The sequence below is a fragment of the Streptomyces sp. NPDC050164 genome (assembly GCF_044459945.1).
Taxonomy (GTDB): domain Bacteria; phylum Actinomycetota; class Actinomycetes; order Streptomycetales; family Streptomycetaceae; genus Streptomyces; species Streptomyces coeruleorubidus_A.
Genome location: NZ_JBITJK010000027.1, coordinates 62416 through 76840 on the forward strand (window position 1 = coordinate 62416; position 14425 = coordinate 76840).

Sequence of the window (14425 nt, forward strand, 5' to 3'; positions counted from 1 at the left end):
TTACAGCTTCATCAGGCTGGCGTCGTCGACCGAGGCCGAGTGGCGGGCGCGGAACAGGGACACGATGATCGCGAGCCCGACCACGACCTCCGCGGCGGCGACGACCATCGTGAAGAAGGCGATGATCTGGCCGTCGAGGTTGCCGTGCATCCGGGAGAAGGCGACGAACGCGAGGTTGCATGCGTTGAGCATGAGCTCGATGCACATGAACACGACGATCGCGTTGCGCCTGATCAGCACGCCGGTGGCGCCGATCGTGAACAACAGGGCCGCGAGGTACAGATAGTTGACCGGGTTCACTTCGACGCCTCCTCGGGCCGCTTGAACGTGGTCGGCTCGATGGCCTTCCGCTCCAGGCGCTCCTCGGCACGCTGCTCCAGGGCCCGCAGGTCGTTGAGCGCCTCCTGCGACACGTCCCGGATCTGGCCCCGCTCCCGCAGCGTCTTGCTGACGGTGAGGTCGGAGGGCGTGCCGTCGGGCAGCAGGCCCGCGATGTCGACCGCGTTGTGCCGGGCGTACACGCCCGGGGCCGGCAGCGGCGGCAGTTGCTTGCCTTCGCGGACCCGCTCCTCGGACAGTTCGCGCTGCGTCTTGGCGCGCTCTGTGCGCTCGCGGTGGGTGAGCACCATGGCGCCGACGGCGGCCGTGATGAGCAGGGCGCCGGTGATCTCGAACGCGAAGACGTATCTGGTGAAGAGGAGGGCGGCGATGCCCTCCACGTTGCCGCCGGCGTTCGCCTGGCCGATGCCGCTGAACTCGCTGAGGGAGGCGTTGCCGATGCCGGCGATCAGCAGGACGCCGAAGCCGAGCCCGCACAGCAGGGCCAGCCAGCGCTGGCCCTTGATGGTCTCCTTCAGGGAGTCCGCCGCGGTGACGCCGACGAGCATGACCACGAACAGGAACAGCATCATGATCGCGCCGGTGTAGACGATGATCTGTACCACGCCCAGGAAGTAGGCGCCGTTGGCGAGGTAGAACACCGCCAGGATGATCATGGTGCCGGCGAGGCAGAGCGCGCTGTGCACAGCCCTCTTCATGAGGATGGTGCACAAGGCGCCGATCACCGCGATCGTGCCCAGGATCCAGAACTGGACGGCCTCTCCGGTGGAGGTGGAGTAGGCGGCGAGCTGGGTGGTCATCGGTCGATCACCTTCTTCGACGCCGGTTCCGTCCCGCCGAAGGTCGAGTCGGCCTCCTGCACGACCTCGCCCTTGGAGTGGGCGACCTGGCGCTCCGTACCCGGTGCGGCCTCGGTGACCAGGCCGCGGTAGTAGTCCTGTTCGTCGGTGCCCGGGTAGATGGCGTGGGGCGTGTCGACCATGTCCTCCTCCAGACCGGCGAGCAGCTGCTCCTTGGTGTAGATGAGGTTGGCCCGGCTGGAGTCGGCCAGCTCGAACTCGTTCGTCATCGTGAGCGCGCGCGTGGGGCACGCCTCGATGCACAGGCCGCACAGGATGCAGCGGGCGTAGTTGATCTGGTAGACGCGGCCGTACCGCTCGCCCGGCGAGTAGCGCTCCTCGTCGGTGTTGTCCGCGCCCTCCACGTAGATGGCGTCGGCGGGGCAGGCCCACGCGCACAGTTCGCAGCCGACGCACTTCTCCAGGCCGTCGGGATGGCGGTTGAGCTGGTGCCGTCCGTGGAAGCGCGGAGCCGTGGTCTTCTGCTGCTCCGGGTACTGCTCGGTCAGCCGCTTCTTGAACATGGCCTTGAAGGTCACGCCGAAGCCGGCCACCGGGTTCTGGAAACCGGGCTTGGTGTCCTTCGGTTCCTCAGCCATCGGACGCCTCCTTTCCATCCGTAGTTCCGCCCAGAGATTCGTCACTCTGAGTATCGGGCCCACCACTGACAATCAGCTCCCGCTCACGGCGCGAGCGGCGTCGCGGGACCGGTGGGAGCTCCTGTCCCGGCAGTGGCGGTACGGGGAATCCGCCCGCCATCGGGTCGAAGGCGGCCGGCGTCTCGGCCGGCGGCTCGGCCTGCTTCGACTTCTCGCGGAACATGTCGACCACGAAGGAGAGCACCAGCAGGGCCAGCACACCGCCGCCGACGTAGAGGGCGATGTCGGCGAAGTCGTAGCCCTCGTTCCTGAAGGCCCGCACGGTGGCGACGAGCATCAGCCAGACCAGCGAGACCGGGATGAGGACCTTCCAGCCGAGCTTCATCAGCTGGTCGTAGCGGACGCGTGGGAGCGTGCCGCGGATCCAGATGAACATGAACAGCAGCAACTGGACCTTGACCGTGAACCAGAGCATGGGCCACCAGCCGTGGTTCGCGCCCTCCCAGAAGGTGCTGACCGGCCAGGGGGCCCGCCAGCCGCCGAGGAACAGCGTGGTGGCGACGGCCGAGACGGTCACCATGTTGACGTACTCGGCGAGCATGAACATCGCGAACTTGATCGACGAGTACTCGGTGTTGAAGCCGCCGACCAGGTCGCCCTCGGACTCCGGCATGTCGAAGGGCGCTCGGTTGGTCTCGCCGACCATCGTCACGATGTAGAGGACGAAGGAGAGCGGCAGCAGCAGGATGTACCAGCGGTCGGCCTGCTGCTCGACGATCGCCGACGTCGACATCGACCCCGAGTAGAGGAACACGGAGGCGAACGCGGCGCCCATCGCGATCTCGTACGAGATCATCTGCGCGCAGGAGCGGAGGCCGCCCAGCAGCGGGTAGGTGGAGCCGGAGCTCCAGCCCGCCAGCACGATGCCGTAGATGCCGACGGAGGCGACCGCGAGGATGTAGAGCATCGCGATCGGCAGGTCGGTGAGCTGCATCGTGGTGCGGTGGCCGAAGATCGAGATCTCGTTGCCGGCCGGGCCGAAGGGGATCACCGCGATCGCCATGAAGGCCGGGATGGCCGCGACGATCGGCGCGAGGACGTACACCGCCTTGTCCGCGCGCTTGACGATGACGTCTTCCTTGAGCATCAGTTTGATGCCGTCGGCGAGCGACTGGAGCATGCCCCAGGGGCCGTGCCGGTTGGGGCCGATGCGCAGCTGCATCCAGGCGACGACCTTGCGCTCCATGACGATGGAGATCAGCACGGTCACCATCAGGAAGGCGAAGCAGAACACCGCCTTGATGACGACCAGCCACCACGGGTCGTGGCCGAACATCGAGAGGTCTTCAGCGGCGAGGTACGGGCTCATGCCTCCACCTCCTTGGGGGCCTCGCCGGCGGGGGTCGCCGGGCCGATGCGGACGAGGGAGCCGGGCCGCGCCCCGGTGTCGGAGGCGACGCCGCCACCGGTGGAGTTCAGCGGGAGCCACACCACCCGGTCGGGCATCTCACTGATCTGGAGCGGGAGTTCGACGACACCCTGGGGGCCGGTCACCGCGAGGAGGTCGCCGTCCTTGACGCCCGCCTCGGCGGCCGTCGCGGGCGACACACGCGCGCGTGCGGCGTGCCGGGTGCCGGCGAGTGCCTCGTCGCCCTGCTGGAGGACGCCCTGGTCGAGCAGCAGCCGGTGTCCGGCGAGCACGGCCTCACCGGCGGCCGGACGGGGCAGGGAAGCCGCCGTCTCCAGGGGTTCGGTGGCCCGCGGGCCGTCCCAGGCGCCGAGCCGGTCGATCTCCGCCCGTACGGTGCGCAGGTCGGGCAGTCCGAGGTGGACGTCCATGGCGTCGGCCACCATCTGAAGCACCCGCGCGTCGGTGGGCGCGAGGCGGCGGGCCATGTGGTCGGGCTTGAGCGCGGCCTCGAAGAAGCGGACCCGGCCTTCCCAGTTGAGGAAGGTGCCGGCCTTCTCGGCGACCGCGGCCACGGGCAGGACGACATCGGCCTCGCGGGTGATCTCGCCCGGCCGCAGTTCGAGCGAGACCAGGAAGCCGACCTCGTCGAGTGCCGCACGCGCGCGTGCCGGGTCGGGCAGGTCGGCGATCTCGACGCCCGCCACCAGCAGCGCCTGGAGTTCGCCGGTCGCGGCGGCCTCCACGATCTGGCCGGTGTCACGGCCGTAGCGGTGCGGGAGACCGGCGACGCCCCAGACGTCGGCGACCTCGTCACGCGCGCGTGGGTCGGTGGCCGGGCGCCCGCCCGGCAGCAGCGACGGCAGCGCGCCCGCCTCGATGGCGCCGCGCTCCCCGGCCCGGCGCGGGATCCACGCCAGCCGCGCTCCGGTAGCGGAGGCGGTGCGTACGGCGGCGGTCAGGCCGCCGGCCACCGCGGCCAGCCGCTCGCCGACGACGATCACGGCACCCTCGGCGCGCAGCGCCTCGGCGGCGAGAGCGCCGTCGTCCTCCAGGCCGACGTTGCTCGCGAGTGCGTCCAGCCACTCGGTCTCGGTGCCGGGGGCTGCCGGCAGCAGCGTCCCGCCGGCCTTCTCCAGACCGCGCGTGGCGTGCGTGGCCAGGGAGAAGACCTTCTGCCCGTGCCCCCGCCAGGCCTTGCGGAGCCGCAGGAAGACGCCGGGCGCCTCCTCCTCCGCCTCGAATCCGACCAGCAGGACGGCAGGGGCCTTCTCCAGTGCGGTGTACGTGACGCCCGTACCGTCGAGGTCCCGGCCGCGCCCGGCGACCTGGGCGGCGAGGAAGTCGGCCTCCTCGCCGCTGTGCACGCGCGCGCGGAAGTCGATGTCGTTGGTGTCGAGCGCCACGCGCGCGAACTTGCTGTACGCGTAGGCGTCCTCGATGGTGAGCCGGCCGCCGGTCAGGACGCCGGTGCGCCCCCGGGAGGCCAGCAGCCCCTGGGCGGCGATCTGGAGCGCCTCGGGCCAGGAGGCCGGTTCCAGCTCGCCCTCGGCGTTGCGCACGAGCGGCGTCTCGAGCCGGTCCCGCTGCTGCGCGTACCGGAACGCGAACCGCCCCTTGTCGCAGATCCACTCCTCGTTGACCTCGGGGTCGTGGGCCGCGAGCCGCCGCATGACCTTGCCGCGCCGGTGGTCGGTGCGGGTGGCGCAGCCGCCGGAGCAGTGCTCGCAGACCGACGGGGAGGAGACCAGGTCGAAGGGGCGGGAGCGGAATCGGTACGCCGCCGAGGTCAGCGCGCCGACCGGGCAGATCTGGATGGTGTTGCCGGAGAAGTACGACTCGAACGGGTCGCCCTCGCCGGTGCCGACCTGCTGGAGCGCGCCCCGCTCGACCAGCTCGATCATCGGGTCGCCCGCGACCTGGTTGGAGAACCGGGTGCAGCGGGCGCACAGCACGCACCGCTCGCGGTCGAGCAGCACCTGCGTGGAGATCGGCACGGGCTTCTCGTAGGTCCGCTTGCGGCCCTCGAAGCGGGACTCGGCGTCGCCGTGCGACATGGCCTGGTTCTGCAGGGGGCACTCACCGCCCTTGTCGCAGACCGGGCAGTCCAGCGGGTGGTTGATGAGCAGGAGCTCCATCACACCCTTCTGGGCCTTTTCGGCGACCGGGGAGGTGAGGTGGGTCTTGACCACCATCCCGTCGGTGCAGGTGATGGTGCAGGACGCCATGGGCTTGCGCTGGCCCTCGACTTCGACGATGCACTGGCGGCAGGCGCCGGCCGGGTCGAGGAGGGGGTGGTCGCAGAACCGGGGGATCTCGATGCCGAGCTGTTCGGCGGCCCGGATGACCAGGGTGCCCTTGGGCACGCTGATCTCGATGCCGTCGATCGTCAGCGTCACGAGGTCCTCCGGCGGGACCGCCGCCTCTCCCCCGCCTGAGGGAGCGTTGGTGGTCACGGTCATGCGTTCACCTCCGTGCGGTCGGCCCAGGCCGTCGACTTGGCCGGGTCGAAGGGGCAGCCCCGGCCCGTGATGTGCTGCTCGTACTCCTCGCGGAAGTACTTGAGCGAGGAGAAGATCGGCGAGGCGGCGCCGTCGCCGAGGGCGCAGAAGGACTTGCCGTTGATGTTGTCGGCGATGTCGTTCAGCTTGTCGAGGTCGGACATCAGTCCCTTGCCGGCCTCGATGTCGCGCAGCAGCTGCACGAGCCAGTACGTCCCTTCGCGGCAGGGCGTGCACTTGCCGCAGGACTCGTGGGCGTAGAACTCGGTCCAGCGCGTCACGGCCCGCACCACGCAGGTCGTCTCGTCGAAGCACTGGAGAGCTTTTGTGCCGAGCATGGAACCCGCGGCGCCCACTCCTTCGTAATCAAGAGGGACGTCGAGATGCTCGTCGGTGAACATCGGGGTCGAGGAGCCGCCCGGCGTCCAGAACTTGAGGCGGTGCCCGGGGCGCATGCCGCCGCTCATCTCGAGGAGCTGGCGGAGTGTGATCCCGAGCGGCGCCTCGTACTGGCCGGGGCTCGCCACGTGGCCGGAGAGGGAGTAGAGCGTGAAGCCGGGCGACTTCTCGCTCCCCATCGACCGGAACCAGTCCTTGCCGCGGTTCATGATCGCGGGAACCGACGCGATCGACTCGACGTTGTTCACCACAGTCGGGCACGCGTAGAGGCCCGCGACAGCAGGGAAGGGGGGACGAAGCCGCGGTTGGCCCCGGCGGCCTTCGAGCGAGTCCAGCAGTGCGGTCTCCTCACCGCAGATGTACGCGCCCGCGCCCGCGTGCACGGTGATGTCGAGGTCGAGTCCGCTGCCCAGGATGTTCTCGCCGAGGAAGCCCGCCTCGTACGCCTCGCGCACGGCAGAGTGCAACCGCCGCAGCACTGGGACGACTTCACCACGCAGATAGATGAAGGCATGCGAAGACCTGATGGCGTAACACGCGATGATCATGCCCTCGATGAGGCTGTGCGGGTTCGCGAAGAGGAGCGGGATGTCCTTGCACGTCCCCGGCTCCGACTCGTCGGCGTTGACAACTAGATAGTGCGGCTTTCCGTCCCCCTGGGGAATGAACTGCCACTTCATGCCCGTGGGGAATCCCGCGCCGCCGCGCCCGCGCAGACCGGACTCCTTGACGTACGCGATCACGTCGTCCGGCGACATGGCGAGCGCCTTGCGCAGCCCCTCGTACCCGTCGTGCCTTCGGTACACGTCCAGCGTCCAGGACCTGTCCTCGTCCCAGAAGGCCGACAGCACCGGTGCGAGCAGCTTCTCGGGGCTCATGTCTTTCAGCTCGGGTGCCAAGGTCATCACTCCCCCTCCTCGGCGGCAGGCCCGGCCGTATCGGCAGGGCCGGGCGGAGCCCCTCCATCAGGGGTGGTGGGGGGCGACGGGTGGGAGGGGTCGGAGGCCGACGTGTCCTGCGGCGCGTCGTGCGAGCTCAAGTGCTCCGTCGGTGACGGCTCGTGCGGTGCCCCGGTCCGGGCCGCCTCACCGCGCGGGTGCACCACGCGTGCGGGAGCGGACTCGCCCTTGGCGAGCTTCAGGCCGACCAGGGAGGCGGGTCCCGCGCTTCCTCCCGACTCGACGGCCCCGTCCCGGTCGTCGGGGAAACCGGCCAGGACCCGGGCGGTCTCCTTGAAGGTGCACAGCGGCGCCCCGCGCGTGGGTGTGACCGGCCGTCCCTCGCGCAGGTCGTCGACGAGGCGCTTGGCGCTCGTCGGGGTCTGGTTGTCGAAGAACTCCCAGTTGACCATCACGACCGGCGCGAAGTCGCAGGCCGCGTTGCACTCGATGTGCTCCAGGGTGACCTTGCCGTCGTCGGTGGTCTCGCCGTTGCCGACGCCCAGGTGCTCCTGGAGCTCCTCGAAGATCGCGTCCCCGCCCATGACGGCGCACAGGGTGTTGGTGCACACCCCCACCTGGTAATCACCGCTCGGACGGCGGCGGTACATGGTGTAGAAGGTGGCGACGGCGGTGACCTCGGCCGTGGTCAGGCCGAGCATGTCCGCGCAGAACCGCATCCCGGTGCGCGTGACGTGCCCCTCCTCCGACTGCACCAGGTGCAGCAGCGGCAGGAGGGCGGACCGGGAGTCCGGGTAGCGGGCGATGACCTCGCGCGCGTCGGTCTCCAGACGGGCCCGGACGTCGTCCGGGTAGGCGGGTGCGGGCAGTTCGGGCATACCCAGGCTGACGCCCCGCTCGGAAGAAGAGGTGGTCACCGGTCGACGCCTCCCATCACGGGGTCGATGGACGCGACGGCGACGATGACGTCGGCGACCTGGCCGCCCTCGCACATCGCCGCCATGGCCTGCAGGTTGGTGAAGGACGGGTCGCGGAAGTGGACCCGGTAGGGGCGGGTGCCGCCGTCGGACACGACGTGCACCCCGAGCTCGCCCTTGGGCGACTCGACCGCCGCGTACGTCTGTCCCGGCGGGACGCGGAAGCCCTCGGTGACCAGCTTGAAGTGGTGGATCAGGGCCTCCATGGAGGTGCCCATGATCTTCTTGATGTGGTCGAGGGAGTTGCCGAGGCCGTCGGGCCCCAGGGCGAGCTGGGCCGGCCAGGCGATCTTCTTGTCGGCGACCATGACCGGGCCGGGCTGGAGCCGGTCCAGGCACTGCTCGACGATCCTGAGCGACTGGCGCATCTCCTCCAGGCGGATGAGGAAGCGGCCGTAGGCGTCGCAGGTGTCGGCGGTCGGGATGTCGAAGTCGTAGGTCTCGTAGCCGCAGTAGGGCTGCGTCTTGCGCAGGTCGTGCGGCAGGCCGGTGGAGCGCAGGATCGGGCCGGTGGCACCGAGGGCCATGCAGCCGGCCAGGTCGAGGTAGCCGATGTCCTGCATGCGGGCCTTGAAGATGGGGTTCCCGGTGGCGAGCTTGTCGTACTCCGGGAGGTTCTTCTTCATCTTCTTCACGAACTCGCGGATCTGGTCCACCGCGCCGGGCGGCAGGTCCTGGGCGAGTCCGCCGGGGCGGATGTACGCGTGGTTCATCCGCAGGCCGGTGATCAGCTCGTAGATGTCGAGAATGAGTTCACGATCACGGAATCCGTAGATCATGACCGTGGTGGCACCGAGTTCCATGCCGCCGGTGGCGATGGCCACCAGGTGGGAGGACATCCGGTTCAGCTCCATCAGGAGCACGCGGATGATCGAGGCGCGGTCCGGGATCTGGTCCTCGATGCCGAGGAGCTTCTCCACCCCGAGGCAGTACGCCGTCTCGTTGAAGAACGGCATCAGGTAGTCCATGCGCGTCACGAACGTGGTGCCCTGGGTCCAGTTCCGGTACTCGAGGTTCTTCTCGATGCCGGTGTGCAGGTAGCCGATGCCGCAGCGGGCCTCGGTGACGGTCTCGCCGTCGATCTCCAGGATCAGGCGGAGCACGCCGTGCGTGGACGGGTGCTGCGGGCCCATGTTGACGACGATGCGCTCGTCGTCGGCGCGGGCCGCGGACTGGACGACCTCGTCCCAGTCGCCGCCGGTGACGGTGTAGACGGTGCCCTCGGTGGTCTCACGAGGGGAGGCGTGCGACGTGCTCATGAGTACGACCTCCGCTGGTCCGGAGCCGGGATCTGGGCGCCCTTGTACTCGACGGGGATGCCGCCGAGGGGGTAGTCCTTGCGCTGCGGAAAGCCCTGCCAGTCGTCCGGCATCATGATCCGCGTCAGGGCAGGGTGGCCGTCGAAGACGATGCCGAAGAAGTCGTACGTCTCGCGCTCGTGCCAGTCGTTCGTCGGATAGACGGAGAACAGCGACGGGATGTGCGGGTCGCTGTCGGGGCAGCTGACCTCCAGGCGGATCAGCCGGTTGTGGGTGATCGAGCGCAGGTGGTAGACGGCGTGCAGCTCGCGGCCCTTGTCGTTCGGGTAGTGGACACCGCTGACGCCGGTGCACAGCTCGAAGCGCAGGGCCGGGTCGTCGCGCAGGGTGCGGGCGACCATCAGCAGGTGCTCGCGCTCGATGTGGAAGGTCAGCTCGTCGCGGTCGACGACCGTCTTCTCGATGGCGTTCCCGGGGAGTAGTCCCTGCTCCTCCAGCGCGCCCTCCAGTTCGTCGGCGACCTCGTCGAACCAGCCGCCGTAGGGGCGCGTCGCCGGTCCCGGGAGCCGGACCGAGCGGACCAGGCCACCGTAGCCGGAGGTGTCGCCGCCGTTGTTCGCGCCGAACATGCCGCGCTGGACGCGGATCTCCTCACCGCCCTGGCCGCGCTGGCCCGGGAGGTTCGACGCGCTGAGGTCCTTCTCGGGGTTGACCCCGTTGTTGTCGGCGTCGCTCACCGCAGCAGCCCCTTCATCTCGATCGTGGGCAGGGCCTTGAGCGCCGCCTCCTCCGCCTCACGGGCCGCCTCCTCGGCGTTCACGCCGAGCTTGGAGCTCTGGATCTTCTGGTGGAGCTTGAGGATGGCGTCCATCAGCATCTCCGGCCGTGGCGGGCAGCCGGGGAGGTAGATGTCGACCGGCACGATGTGGTCGACGCCCTGGACGATGGCGTAGTTGTTGAACATGCCGCCGGAGGAGGCGCAGACCCCCATGGAGATCACCCACTTGGGGTTCGGCATCTGGTCGTAGACCTGCCGCAGCACCGGCGCCATCTTCTGGCTCACCCGGCCGGCGACGATCATCAGGTCCGCCTGGCGCGGAGAGCCCCGGAAGACCTCCATGCCGAAGCGCGCCAGGTCGTAGCGGCCGGCGCCGGTGGTCATCATCTCGATGGCACAGCAGGCGAGGCCGAACGTGGCGGGGAAGACGGACGACTTGCGCACCCAGCCCGCGGCCTGCTCGACGGTGGTCAGCAGGAAGCCGCTCGGCAGCTTTTCTTCGAGTCCCATGACTTGTGGCCCCTCAGTCCCATTCCAGGCCGCCGCGCCGCCATACGTACGCGTACGCGACGAAGACGGTGAGCACGAAGAGCAACATCTCCACGAGCCCGAAAATCCCCAGGGCGTCGAAGGTGACGGCCCAGGGGTAGAGGAAGACGATCTCGATATCGAAAATGATGAAGAGCATCGCCGTCAGGTAGTACTTGATCGGGAAGCGCCCGCCGCCGGCCGGCGTGGGGGTCGGCTCGATACCGCACTCGTAGGCCTCGAGCTTGGCCCGGTTGTACCGCTTGGGCCCGATCAACGTGGCCATGACCACGGAGAAGATCGCAAAGCCTGCCCCGAGGGCTCCCAGTACGAGGATGGGCGCATAAGCGTTCACCGCTCCTCGCTCCTCTCAGTCGGCACTGACTGCTGGCGGTTTGCGTCGGGCTCACATCCGCCCCACCGGTCCCTCGAACCCCGCCGGTCCCGGCGAAGATCGGGAACATGTGAAGCAGGTCACAAGCCCAACCGCGTGCATCTTATGCCCGACACTCTGTGATCTGCGACACGGGGTATTGCACAAGCTTTGTGATCTCCACCACCTGACGATCGATCATGAAGTCGGATGAGCGGTGATCTTCACACCCGAAGCGTCCGAGTGATCACCAGAGGTGACATTTTGGCTTGTCAGTGCAGGCCACAGGGGGGCGTCTCCATATCAAGAGGGTTCCCTTGCATGCAAATTCGCGAGGGACTCGATCTCTTGATAGAGGCGCGTTCACACATCAGAGGTCGCGCGGAGCGGGGTGTGGACGCGTGCATTCGTTCACGATCTTCGCGAGGCCGTGATCCGGCCGTGATCTACGACGCCGGACGCGCCCGCCGCGGCAGCCGTTCCGTGACCTCCGTCACACGCATGAGAGGCTCATGAGAACGGGGCTTGGCCAATCAACCCAACCGATGGTAGGTGCGGGGCAATTCGGGCGTATTGATCAAAGACCGTGATCACAGGCCGGTTACGGGGAGTTCGCAATGTCCGTTACGGCGTCAATAAAGAGCCTCGTGCGGGGTTTTTGGGGGCCCGATTGAACAACTGTGGCGCAGCACACGTTTCTTGAAGATATGAAGGAGCCCCTGGTACCGGTTGTTCCCATGTCCCACACCGCTCACATACGCAGCCACCGGAAACCCCGCCGCAACGCGACCTCTGCGATCGCCGTGCGTGCCGGAGTTGCCGGTGGCGTTCTCAGCATGGCAGCGGCGGGTGCCTCGGCCTCGGCGAGCGCCGCCGAGCCGGTCACCCAGACCATCGAACTGCCCACCCTGACGGCCGGCCTGTCCGCACAGGTCTCCCAGTCCGCTGCCGCCACCCAGCAGGCGGCCGCGAACTACGAACTGCGCGCCGAGCGTGACGCCGCCGCCGCCAAGGCCGCCGCGGAGGCCAAGAAGGACCTCGTCGAGGCGAAGGAGAAGGCGGAGGCCAAGAGGAAGGCCGCCGAGGCCGCCCGCAAGGCCGCAGCCGAGCGCGCCACGCGCAGCGCCGAGCGCGCCACGCTCTCCGCCTCCGCGTCCGCCTCCACGTCGGTGTCGGCGCCCGCCAGCGGCAGCGTCGCGACCGTCATCGCCTTCCTGAAGGCTCAGGTGGGCGACGCCTACGTCATGGGCGCCACCGGTCCCAACGCCTGGGACTGCTCCTCCCTCGTGCAGGCCGCGTACAAGCAGGTTGGTGTGGACCTGCCGCGTGTCTCGCAGGACCAGTCGATGGCCGGCACGGACGTCCCGCTGTCCGACATCCAGGTCGGCGACATCCTGTACTGGGGCGGCAAGGGCTCCGCGTACCACGTGGGTGTCTACATCGGAGACGGCCAGTACCTGGACGCGGCCAACCCGTCCAAGGGCGTCGTCGTCCAGGACCTGTCGGGCTACCCGGCGTCGGGCGCGGTGCGCGTCCTCTGACGCCAGGCATACGGGCTTGAGGGCCGCCGCCACTCGGGGGCAGCGGCCCTCCCGGCCTGTCCGGGGACGCCGGCCGGGCCGGCCTACCCGAGGTCGAACGTGTTCGGCAGGCCCAGCCGGTAGCGCAGTTCGTCGACGCGCTTGAGGGGCTCCAGCTCGGGCGGGCGGTACAGCTCCTGGACCCGGCAGCGCTCGGCGTCCGAATCGTCCGCGTCCAGCAGGGCGTTGACGGCGTGCCGCGCGGACTCGTTGGCACCCTCCATGGAGGCGAGGTCGACGTCGGTGCGGACGTAGTCGCCCGCGAGGAAGAAGTTCGGCACCTTCGTGCGGGCGGTCGGGCGGTTGCCGAGGGTGCCCGTGGGGTGCACGAGGAGCTGTTCGCGGTTCTGCGGGTCGGGGCCGCCCAGGCCCGTCACCGCCGGGTCCATGAACCAGTCCAGCCGGTCCTCGTCCCGCAGGACCGTCTTCCCGGCGTCGTTCAGCCCGTCCTTCAACTGCGCCCAGAGCTCGGCGACGACTTCCTCCCTGGTGCACTCCTTGGCCGTCTTGCCGTACAGGATGCCGGGCTTGTCCCATTCCGAGATGATCGCGGAGAGACAGTCGCGGGCCTGCCCGTCGCCGTAGTCGCGTGGGAAGTCCCGTACGTCCCAGAACTGGGCCTGGCCGATGGCCGTCACCGACCAGGGCGAGTCGAGGCAGTTGACGTGGCCGTGCACGACCGGGGTCGGGGTGCGCAGGTAGAACATCACGCCGGTCATCCAGTCGGTCTGGAGCGCGTCGCACCGGGCGAGCTGCGGGTCGGCGGCGCGCAGGGCCCGGCCCCAGGTGAGGCGGGCGTGTTCGACGGGCAGCGCGCTGACGTAGTGGTCGGCGGTCACCGTGCGTTCCCCGCCGCCGTCGCGGGCCGAGACGCGTACGCCGGTCACGCGGCGGCCGTCGCAGAGGACCTCGTGGACCTGGGTGCCGAGGACGAACTGCACACCGAGCGAGCGCAGGTACGTCTCCCAGGGGTCGATCCAGGCCTCGCTCGTCGGAGCGTTCAGGACGCGGTCGACGTCGGCGTCGGGGCCGTCCATGCCCCGGCCGAGCAGACCCCACAGCAGCAGGGCCTCGATGATGACGCGGCCGACGGTCCTCGTGGAGGCCACCTCAGCGCGCGTGGCGACGAGGTTGCGGGTCTGACCGATGCCGAGGACCGTGCGGTACTCCTGGCTCATCTCCTCGGCGCGGATGAAGTCCCACCAGGCGACCTGCTCCCACTGGCCCTCGCGGCGGGCCTCGCAGCTGGTGAGGTGGACGAGGAGACGGTTCGCGAAGTAGGCGGCCTCGTGGGCGGGCAGGCGGGTGCCGAGGTCGAGGACGGACAGGATCTGGTCGCGGATCCAGGACGGGGTGAGGTCGCCGGGGCGCGGCGGGGTCGTGGCGCGCCTGAGGGGGAAGTGCAGGTCCGGCCGGCCCGAGCCGCGGGCGAACAGCGCCTCGGTGCCGGAGCGGAGGTTGCCGCGGACGCCGTCGGCGTTGCCGGCGAAGGGGATGCGGCGCATGGTGTCCGGCAGGTTCCGGTAGAAGCCGGGGAAGAAGCGGAAGCCGTGCTCGCCGGGGAGCGGCCTGCGCCCGCCGGTGCCGGTGCCCGGGACGTCCATCGAGCGGGCCTTGCCGCCGAGGGCGTCGTAGTACTCGTAGACGGTGACGACGTAGCCGCGCTCGGCGAGTTCGTGGGCGGCGCTGAGGCCGGAGACGCCACCGCCGAGGACGGCGACGCGTCTGCCGCCGCCGGAGGCGGGCGCGGCAGCCGCGACGCCGGAACCCAAGGCGACGGCCCCGGCGGCTCCCCCGGTGGCCGTGAGGAAGCGTCTGCGGGTGTGGCCGGACTGCTCCTGGGACTGCTGCGCGTGTTCTGTTGTCATGAGTCCCGGAGGGTAGGCAGGGGCGTCCGATGCCGGTAGCCCCGTTCCCGCCACCCACAGCATCCTCACAAACACAGG

At 69.4% G+C, this 14425-nt stretch carries 13 protein-coding genes; 1 reads left to right on the top strand and 12 read right to left on the bottom strand.

The window, feature by feature from the left end; all coding sequences use genetic code 11:
* The 11 genes from nuoK to ACIBNA_RS29740 are packed head-to-tail and all read right to left on the bottom strand — an operon-like array spanning position 1 to position 10881.
* Entirely contained in the window at positions 1–300 is a 300-nt protein-coding gene (nuoK, locus tag ACIBNA_RS29690) for an NADH-quinone oxidoreductase subunit NuoK (protein WP_003992252.1), read from the bottom strand.
* The gene (locus tag ACIBNA_RS29695) at positions 297–1139 is read right to left on the bottom strand and encodes an NADH-quinone oxidoreductase subunit J (protein ID WP_399168254.1); all 843 of its coding nucleotides are present in this window, start codon (positions 1137–1139) and stop codon (positions 297–299) included. Before ACIBNA_RS29695 ends, nuoK begins: the two co-directional genes overlap by 4 nt.
* Positions 1136–1777 (bottom strand): NADH-quinone oxidoreductase subunit NuoI, encoded by a 642-nt coding sequence (gene nuoI / locus ACIBNA_RS29700; RefSeq protein ID WP_399168255.1) that lies wholly within the window; start codon positions 1775–1777, stop codon positions 1136–1138. The genes ACIBNA_RS29695 and nuoI overlap by 4 nt, the downstream gene beginning before the upstream one ends.
* The gene (nuoH, locus tag ACIBNA_RS29705; protein ID WP_399168256.1) at positions 1770–3146 is read right to left on the bottom strand and encodes an NADH-quinone oxidoreductase subunit NuoH; all 1377 of its coding nucleotides are present in this window, start codon (positions 3144–3146) and stop codon (positions 1770–1772) included. The genes nuoI and nuoH overlap by 8 nt, the downstream gene beginning before the upstream one ends.
* Complete coding sequence (locus ACIBNA_RS29710; RefSeq protein WP_399168257.1) at positions 3143–5647, bottom strand: NADH-quinone oxidoreductase subunit G; 2505 nt, start codon at positions 5645–5647, stop codon at positions 3143–3145. Before ACIBNA_RS29710 ends, nuoH begins: the two co-directional genes overlap by 4 nt.
* Positions 5644–6990 (bottom strand): NADH-quinone oxidoreductase subunit NuoF, encoded by a 1347-nt coding sequence (gene nuoF / locus ACIBNA_RS29715; RefSeq protein ID WP_399168258.1) that lies wholly within the window; start codon positions 6988–6990, stop codon positions 5644–5646. Before nuoF ends, ACIBNA_RS29710 begins: the two co-directional genes overlap by 4 nt.
* On the bottom strand, positions 6990–7901 hold the full coding sequence (gene nuoE / locus ACIBNA_RS29720; protein ID WP_399168259.1) for an NADH-quinone oxidoreductase subunit NuoE: 912 nt from the start codon (positions 7899–7901) through the stop codon (positions 6990–6992). The genes nuoF and nuoE overlap by 1 nt, the downstream gene beginning before the upstream one ends.
* Positions 7898–9220, bottom strand: coding sequence for an NADH-quinone oxidoreductase subunit D (locus ACIBNA_RS29725; protein WP_399168260.1), 1323 nt, complete (start codon positions 9218–9220; stop codon positions 7898–7900). The genes nuoE and ACIBNA_RS29725 overlap by 4 nt, the downstream gene beginning before the upstream one ends.
* Complete coding sequence (locus tag ACIBNA_RS29730) at positions 9217–9957, bottom strand: NADH-quinone oxidoreductase subunit C (RefSeq protein WP_399168261.1); 741 nt, start codon at positions 9955–9957, stop codon at positions 9217–9219. Before ACIBNA_RS29730 ends, ACIBNA_RS29725 begins: the two co-directional genes overlap by 4 nt.
* On the bottom strand, positions 9954–10508 hold the full coding sequence (locus ACIBNA_RS29735) for an NADH-quinone oxidoreductase subunit B family protein (protein WP_018528252.1): 555 nt from the start codon (positions 10506–10508) through the stop codon (positions 9954–9956). Before ACIBNA_RS29735 ends, ACIBNA_RS29730 begins: the two co-directional genes overlap by 4 nt.
* Before the next feature lie 13 nt (positions 10509–10521).
* Entirely contained in the window at positions 10522–10881 is a 360-nt protein-coding gene (locus ACIBNA_RS29740; protein ID WP_003974383.1) for an NADH-quinone oxidoreductase subunit A, read from the bottom strand.
* Between the two features lie 725 nt (positions 10882–11606).
* Between ACIBNA_RS29740 and ACIBNA_RS29745 the strand changes: the two genes are divergently transcribed.
* A complete protein-coding gene (locus tag ACIBNA_RS29745) occupies positions 11607–12440 on the top strand; it encodes a C40 family peptidase (RefSeq protein WP_399168262.1) in 834 nt (277 codons plus the stop codon).
* Between the two features lie 83 nt (positions 12441–12523).
* Here ACIBNA_RS29745 and ACIBNA_RS29750 read toward each other — a convergent pair whose 3' ends face one another.
* A complete protein-coding gene (locus ACIBNA_RS29750) occupies positions 12524–14347 on the bottom strand; it encodes an FAD-dependent oxidoreductase (protein WP_399168263.1) in 1824 nt (607 codons plus the stop codon).
* Positions 14348–14425: the final 78 nt, after the last annotated feature.

What these genes read in the sequence shown, in the direction of transcription:
- ACIBNA_RS29695 (WP_399168254.1), bottom strand. Translation starts at nt 1,139, where the DNA reads ATGACCACCCAGCTCGCCGCCTACTCCACCTCCACCGGAGAGGCCGTC.
- nuoI (WP_399168255.1), bottom strand. Translation starts at nt 1,777, where the DNA reads ATGGCTGAGGAACCGAAGGACACCAAGCCCGGTTTCCAGAACCCGGTG.
- nuoH (WP_399168256.1), bottom strand. Translation starts at nt 3,146, where the DNA reads ATGAGCCCGTACCTCGCCGCTGAAGACCTCTCGATGTTCGGCCACGAC.
- ACIBNA_RS29710 (WP_399168257.1), bottom strand. Translation starts at nt 5,647, where the DNA reads ATGACCGTGACCACCAACGCTCCCTCAGGCGGGGGAGAGGCGGCGGTC.
- nuoF (WP_399168258.1), bottom strand. Translation starts at nt 6,990, where the DNA reads ATGACCTTGGCACCCGAGCTGAAAGACATGAGCCCCGAGAAGCTGCTC.
- ACIBNA_RS29725 (WP_399168260.1), bottom strand. Translation starts at nt 9,220, where the DNA reads ATGAGCACGTCGCACGCCTCCCCTCGTGAGACCACCGAGGGCACCGTC.
- ACIBNA_RS29735 (WP_018528252.1), bottom strand. Translation starts at nt 10,508, where the DNA reads ATGGGACTCGAAGAAAAGCTGCCGAGCGGCTTCCTGCTGACCACCGTC.
- ACIBNA_RS29745 (WP_399168262.1), top strand. Translation starts at nt 11,607, where the DNA reads ATGAAGGAGCCCCTGGTACCGGTTGTTCCCATGTCCCACACCGCTCAC.
- ACIBNA_RS29750 (WP_399168263.1), bottom strand. Translation starts at nt 14,347, where the DNA reads ATGACAACAGAACACGCGCAGCAGTCCCAGGAGCAGTCCGGCCACACC.